The 1,614-nt window shown below is 66.4% G+C and carries 2 protein-coding genes; both read left to right on the forward strand.

Annotation, left to right across the window (positions count from 1 at the left end):
• A partial coding sequence (locus AC1D00_RS40265; protein WP_477014528.1) for an NAD(P)-dependent oxidoreductase occupies nt 1-694 on the forward strand: 694 nt, incomplete at its 5' end.
• 15 nt (nt 695-709) lie between these two features.
• Entirely contained in the window at nt 710-1,594 is an 885-nt protein-coding gene (locus AC1D00_RS40270) for an intradiol ring-cleavage dioxygenase (protein ID WP_404553888.1), read from the forward strand.
• Nucleotides 1,595-1,614 lie beyond the last annotated feature (20 nt).

Below are 1,614 nucleotides of genomic sequence, written 5' to 3' on the forward strand. Positions count from 1 at the left end.
GGATGACGCAGCCTTGCGCGGCGCGCTGCTCGGCCCCGCCGGGTTCATCGCCGCGATGGCCCCCGGAGCCGTTCTGATCGAGACCAGCACCGTGAGCGTCGAGGCCTCCGCCGAAGTTGCGGCCGCCACGCAAGCCCGCGGCGTCGCCTACCTGCGCGCGCCGGTCTCCGGCAATGCCAGCATCGTTCACACCGGCGCGCTGACCTGCTTCGTCTCGGGTCCGAAGGACGCCTTCGACAATGCAAGACCGCTGTTCGCAGCCTTTACGCGCGCCCAGACCTATCTCGGGCCCGGCGAGGAAGCGCGCTACGCGAAACTCGCGGTCAATCTGATGATCGCGGTGTCGGCCGCGATGATGGCGGAGAGCCTGGCGCTGGCGCGCAAGGGCGGCATTGCGTGGCAGGACATTTTGAAGGTGCTCGACGACAGCGCGGTGGCCTCGCCGATGGTGAAGTACAAGACCGCGCCGCTTCGCACACGGGATTTCGAGTCCACCTTCTCCTGCAAGCAGATGGCCAAGGACCTCGATCTCATCCTCGGCGCCGGCCACGCCGTCGGCGTGCCACTGCAGCTCGCGGCGCAGGTGCGCGAGACCTATGGCTCGCTGGTGGCGCAGGGCGACGGCGAGGCCGACTTCATCGCGACCGTCAAGCATCTCGAGCGGCTGTCCGGCCTCGGCGAACCGAAGCTCTGATCAACGGAGACACCCATGCGCAACTTCAACGAAAACACGATCACGGACGCGGTGCTGGAGCGGATCGCAGGCGCAACCGATCCGCGCATCAAGGAGGTCAGCGAGGCGCTGGTGCGCCACCTCCATGCCTTCATCCGCGAGGTCCGCCCGACCCAGAAGGAATGGGAATACGGCATCGACTTCCTGACCCGCACCGGCCACATGTGCGACGACAAGCGCCAGGAGTTCATCCTGCTGTCGGACACGCTCGGCGTCTCCATGCTGGTCGACGCGATCAACCATCCGGTGCCGGAAGGCGCAACCGAGACCACCGTGCTCGGCCCGTTCTTCGTCCAGGCCGCACCGGAGAAGGACATCGGCGCCGACATCTCGGGTCCGATGGAAGGCGACCCGATGCTGGTCACCGGCTCGGTCTCGACCGTCGACGGACGTCCGCTCGCGGGCGCCATCGTCGACGTCTGGCATTCCGACGATGACGGCTATTACGACGTGCAGCAGCTCGACGACATCGGCGATCTCGCGATGCGCGCGCGCTTCCACACCGACGCCAACGGCCGCTTCCATTTCTGGTCGATCAAGCCGGCGGCCTACCCGATTCCGCATGACGGGCCGGTCGGCGAGATGCTGGAGGTGCAGGGCCGCCATCCCTGGCGTCCGGCGCATGTGCATTTCATGATCTCGGCGCCGGGCTTCGAGCAGCTCGTGACCCATGTGTTCGTCGCCGGCGACCAATATCTCGACAGCGACGTGGTGTTCGGCGTCAAGGACAGCCTGATCCGCGAGTTCGTCCGTCACCCGGCGGGGCGTGCGCCGGATGGTCGCATGGTGGACAGCGAGTATTTTCATCTCAACTACGATTTCGGCCTGAAGCAGGTTGCGAGCAGCGCGAGAGCCGCCTAAGCCGAACCACAACACAGCGG

It is taken from the genome of Bradyrhizobium sp. P2_E8, assembly GCF_056403875.1.

Coding starts and splice junctions, on each gene's coding strand:
- AC1D00_RS40270 (WP_404553888.1), top strand. CDS start 710: ATGCGCAACTTCAACGAAAACACGATCACGGACGCGGTGCTGGAGCGG.